Annotated in this window: 5 protein-coding genes; 1 reads left to right on the forward strand and 4 read right to left on the reverse strand. The window is 69.2% G+C overall.

Going from position 1 to position 4,870, the window contains the following annotated elements:
- Positions 1-821, forward strand: an 821-nt coding sequence (locus AWZ10_RS43520) for a glycoside hydrolase family 3 C-terminal domain-containing protein (protein ID WP_208618664.1), incomplete at its 5' end; no start/stop codon positions are given.
- Here AWZ10_RS43520 and AWZ10_RS43525 read toward each other — a convergent pair.
- From AWZ10_RS43525 to AWZ10_RS43540, 4 genes are all read right to left on the reverse strand, one after another.
- On the reverse strand, positions 811-1,710 hold the full coding sequence (locus AWZ10_RS43525) for a carbohydrate ABC transporter permease (RefSeq protein ID WP_046707682.1): 900 nt from the start codon (positions 1,708-1,710) through the stop codon (positions 811-813). The genes AWZ10_RS43520 and AWZ10_RS43525 overlap by 11 nt on opposite strands.
- A complete protein-coding gene (locus AWZ10_RS43530) occupies positions 1,707-2,723 on the reverse strand; it encodes a carbohydrate ABC transporter permease (protein WP_060893926.1) in 1,017 nt (338 codons plus the stop codon). The genes AWZ10_RS43525 and AWZ10_RS43530 overlap by 4 nt, the downstream gene beginning before the upstream one ends.
- Positions 2,724-2,725: 2 nt before the next feature.
- Positions 2,726-4,099, reverse strand: coding sequence for an extracellular solute-binding protein (locus tag AWZ10_RS43535; RefSeq protein ID WP_046707684.1), 1,374 nt, complete (start codon positions 4,097-4,099; stop codon positions 2,726-2,728).
- A gap of 271 nt (positions 4,100-4,370) precedes the next feature.
- The coding region (locus AWZ10_RS43540; protein WP_060893927.1) for a hypothetical protein at positions 4,371-4,870 on the reverse strand (500 nt) is incomplete at its 5' end.

Here is a 4,870-nt window from a genome sequence, read left to right on the forward strand (position 1 = left end):
CCCTCACCGGCCCCGACCGCACGGGCATCCCGGCCGCCGTCGCCGAAGCCGCCGCGGCCGACCTGGCCGTCCTCGTGCTGGGCGGCAGCAGCGCCCGTACCCCCGGCACGGGGTTCGACGCCAACGGGGCCGCGCGGACCGTCGTCTCCGAGATGACCTGCGGGGAGGGAGTCGACCTCGCCGGACTGCGGCTCGGGGAGGCACAGGACGCGCTGCTGGACGCGGTCGTCGCGACGGGCACGCCGACGGCGGTCGTCCTGGTCCAGGGCCGCCCGCACGTACTGCCCGACACGGCGGGCGCGCTGCTCACCGCCTGGTACCCGGGCCCGTGGGGCGGCACCGCGATCGCCGAGGTACTGCTCGGGCTCAGGGAACCCGGTGGCCGGCTGCCCGTCTCGGTGCCGCGCTCGGCGGCCCAGCTCCCGGTCCACTACAACCACAAGGACACCGAGTACGGCGCCTACGTGGACGAGAGCGCCGAGCCGCTCCACTCCTTCGGGCACGGCCTGTCGTACACGAGTTTCGCGTACGGCACACCACGCCTTGCGGGGTCCACCGTCGAGGTCGACGTCACCAACACGGGGAAACGGCACGGGCGTACGGTCGTCCAGGTGTACCTCCGACGGCTGATCACTCCCGTATGGCCGCGCACCCTCGAACTGTGCGCGTTCGAGGGTGTCGGCCTTGCGCCGGGTGAGCGCCGTACGGTCTCCCTGTCCTTCGACGTGCCGTCCGACGTCGGTGCCGTCGAGATCCGCGTCGCCGAGTCGGCGCGGGGGGCGCTCGCCGCCGTACCCGCCGTACTGGACGTCAGAGCTTGACGGCCCCGGAGGACACCCCCTTGTAGAACCACCGCTGAGTGATCACGAACAGCACCAGCACCGGGATCACGGAGATCACCGAGCCCGCCATCACCATCCGCTGGTCGTAGCCGAAGGACGAGGACTGCAGCCGGGCGAGTCCCAGCGTCAGGGTGAAGTGGTCCTCGGTGCGCAGCACGATCAGGGGCCAGAGGAAGTCGTCCCAGGCGCTGATGAAGGTGTTGATGGTGACGACGAGGATCGCTCCCCACGCGGACGGCAGATACAGGTACCGGAACCGCTTCCACTCGCCCGCCCCGTCCAGCATCGCCGCGTCCTCGATCTCGCGGGGCACGGCGAGGAACGCGGCCCGCATGATGAGGACGTTGATGGCGGCGACGAAGCCGGGCAGCCAGACACCCGCCACATGGTCGACCAGGCCCAGGTCGCGGATGCTGAGGAACAGCGAGACCATGATCGACTCGAAGGGGAACATCATGGACGCCATCAGCAGCACCCAGACCAGCTTGCGGCCCTTCCAGCTGGGCTTGGAGAGCATGTAGCCGGCGAGCGTGGAGAAGACGAGCTGGCTGGTGACCGACAGGGCGACGACGGCCATGCTGTTGCGGATGTACGTCCAGACCGGGACCTGCGCGAACACCTCGCGGTAGGCGCGCAGGGTCGGATCGCGCGGGAAGAGGGAGGCGTTCGAGCCGAACACGTCCTCGCCGACGCCCTTCAGCGACGACAGCAGCTGCCACATGAGCGGGCCGACGGTGATGCCGAGGACGAACAGCAACAGCAGGTAGCGCACGACGAGTTCGCGCGGCCGGCCGTAGTCCCGCCAGCGCGGCATCAGACGCCGCCGCTTCTCCTGGGCGGGTGTCACGGACGTCACGACGGTCGTCATGACTCGTCCTCCTTCGTCAGGCGCTGTGCGATCAGCGTGAGGCCCAGGGTGAGTACGAAGAGGGCGACGCTGACCGCCGAGCCGTAGCCGGCGTTGCCGGTGAGCGGGTCGAGGGCGACGTCGCGGATGTAGAAGGGGAGCGTGCGGTCGGCGCCGCCGGGGCCGCCGGTGGAGCCGCCGAGCATGTAGATCTCGGTGAACACGCGCAGCGAGCCGATACCGGTGAGGGTTCCGACCAGCATCATCGAGGTGCGCACGCCCGGCATGGTGACGTGCCAGAAGCGGCGGACCGGGCCCGCGCCGTCCACGGCCGCCGCCTCGTGCAGTTCCTTCGGTACGTTCCCCAGTGCGGCCAGGTAGAAGATCATGTACCAGCCGAGGCCCTTCCACAGGGTGAGCCCCATCGCGCACAGCAGGATCAGCCACGAGTCGGACAGGAACGGGATCGCCGACCGGATGATGTGGGCCTTCTGGAGCCAGGTGTTGACCAGGCCCTGGTCGCTGAGCAGCCACTGCCAGCTCAGTCCGACGACCACGCTGGAGGCGAGGACCGGGGTGTAGAAGGCGGAGCGGAAGAAGCCGATGCCGGGCAGGTTCTTCTCCACCAGCACGGCCAGCATCAGCGGCAGCAGCACCATCAGCGGGACCACGATCAGGGCGTACAGCACGCTGTTGCGGGTGGAGAGCCAGAAGTCGGAGTCGCCCAGCATCCGCGTGTAGTTGTCCAGGCCCACGAACGAGGCGGCGCCGCCGAGCGGTTTGGCGTCGGTGAACGACAGCAGAAGCGTGTTCAGGAACGGGTACACACCGAAGACGGTGACGCCGATGATCGCCGGTGACATCCACAGCCACGGCAGCCACCAGCGGCGGTACAGCGCGGCGCCGCCCGCGTCGGCACCGGGGCCGGGCCTGACGGCCCGCAACAGGCGGCGCCGGCCGCTCGGCTCCCCGGGGTGGGGGTCGTGGGAGGCCACGACCCCCGGTCCTTCGGTGGGGGGAGAGAGGGTGGTCATGCTCAGCTGCCCTGCTCGATCAGCGCGTCGGCCTTCTTCTGGGCCTCGTCCAGGGCGTCCTGGGCGCTCTTCTTGCCCTGCATGGCCAGCTGTATCTGGGCGGAGATGGTGTTCAGCTCACCGGGGGTCAGGGCGATCTCGTCGGCCGTCGAGGTCTTGCGGTCGCTGGCGACGATCTTGCGGGCCTCGGCGAACGGGTCGTCGCCCTCGACCGACTGGAAGAACGGGTCGTCGAGGGAGGCCGTGGTGGAGGGGAAGATGACGACGTTCGGGTCCTTCGCCCACTCCAGCTGGTTCTCCGCGTTGGTCAGGAACTGTGCGAACGACAGCGCGGTGACCGCGTTCTTGCCGGTGGACGCGACGCCTACGTACTGCGGGGCGCCGACGGTGTGACCCAGGTCGTCCAGCATGAACCGGGCGACACCGGTCTTGTCGTAGACGCTCGGGTTGTTCTGCTGGATGAAGCGCAGGAAGTTGGGGTTCGTCGGGCCGTAGACCAGCTTGCCCTGCCCGTAGACGTTGGCCGGGTCCTGGGTGGAGGAGAGCGAGTCGCGGGGCATGCCGCCGCTCTTGTAGAGCTTCGTCATGGCCTCGACCCACTGCGCGGTCCTCGGGTCGTCGGCGAAGGTGAACTTCCCTCCGTCGGAGGACAGGACCCGGATGCCCATCTGCTGCCAGTCGGCCGGGATGCGCAGCTGCGGGTTGGCGAGGAACGCGTAGTACTTGCCGTCCGAGGCCTCGGCCACCTTCTGGGCGTCCTCGAAGAGACCGAGCACGGTCGTCGGGGGTTCGGCCGGATCCAGGCCCGCCTTCTTCATCAGGTCGGTGTTGAAGGTCTGCACGATTCCGCCGGAGTACCACGGGAGCACGCTGTGCACCTGGGTGCCGGAGGAGTCCGCGTACCTGCTGGACTTCCACAGGTTGGGCACGAACGGCTCACCGGCGTCCGGGGCCTTCTTGTCCAGGTCGAGCAGGTAGCCGTTCTTGGTGAGCGCGATCGCCGTGTTGACGTTGATGTTCACGACGTCCGGCAGCGTGCAGCCCTGCGCGTCCGCGACCAGCCGCTGGGTGAAGGTGGCGTCGCCCGGGTCGTCGACCCACTTCACGGTCGTGTCGGGGTGGGCCTTCTCGAAGGCCTTGATGACGCCGTTGAAGTAGTCGCCGAAGTCCTTCTTCAGGTTCGTCGTCTGGAAGGTGATCGTGCCCTTGACGTCCCCGGTGAGCTTGCCGGAACCGACGTTTCCCTTGTCGACCTCGCAGCCGCCGGCGGTGGCGTCCCCGCTGTCGGAGCCGCCGCCCGACAGACCGCACCCGGCGGCGGTCAGGGTGAGGGCGATGACGCCCGCCACACACCCGGTCAGTCTTCTCGCGCGCATGTTGCCTCCTGCGATCAGTCAGCTGCTGGACCACGCCGCCGGATCAACCCGCTGGATCGGGATGCTGGATCGAGCTGCTGGTTCAAATCACCAACTTGGACTCCGATTGATGAAAAGGTGGACCAGAATTCATCGGAGGTCAATGCCTTGCCGTGTTGCTTTTCGGTTCCGGGCCGTTTGCTCGGTGCTCGGTGCTCGGTGCTCGGTGCTCGGTGCTCGGTGCTCGGTGCTCGGTGCTCGGTGCCGGTACGCGTGCTCGGGCGGCGCGTGTTCAGTGGCGGTGCTCGTGGTCGGGGTGCGACGGGTCGCCGGGGTGCTCGTGCCCCGGTGTGTACCGCACGTCGGCCCGCGCCCGGTCCAGCCAGTCGAAGAAGGCCTGCCGGCCGCTCGCCCGCCGCAGGTCCCGTACGACGTCGTCATGGACGTCGCCGTACGGCAGGAAGTCCCGCGGACCCGCCCCGCCGTAAGGGTCGACGCCGCGCCGCAGCGCCTTCGAGGTGAGGAAACGGTCCGGATTGCGGTCGTAGTAGTCCCGTACGACCTCCTCCGGCACGCTCTGCTCGGCCTCCAGCGCCGCCAGCAGGGTGCGTGCGGCGGAGGAGTGGGCGAGCGCCACCGCGACGATGCTGCCCAGGTCGGCGACCTCGGTCCCGGACACCGCGAGCGCCGGGGTCGGCACCGCCTCGGCCGGTGGCGCGAGACCCCGCGTGGCACAGGCCCGCCGGGCCAGCTCGTCCACGACGACCACCTGCGTCGCCCACCGTCTGCGCT

Source organism: Streptomyces europaeiscabiei, assembly GCF_001550375.1.
Taxonomy (GTDB): Bacteria; Actinomycetota; Actinomycetes; order Streptomycetales; family Streptomycetaceae; genus Streptomyces; species Streptomyces europaeiscabiei.

Bases quoted from the DNA above. Each gene is read 5' to 3' on its own strand.
- AWZ10_RS43535 (WP_046707684.1), bottom strand. From the start codon at position 4,099: ATGCGCGCGAGAAGACTGACCGGGTGTGTGGCGGGCGTCATCGCCCTC.
- AWZ10_RS43525 (WP_046707682.1), bottom strand. From the start codon at position 1,710: ATGACGACCGTCGTGACGTCCGTGACACCCGCCCAGGAGAAGCGGCGG.
- AWZ10_RS43530 (WP_060893926.1), bottom strand. From the start codon at position 2,723: ATGACCACCCTCTCTCCCCCCACCGAAGGACCGGGGGTCGTGGCCTCC.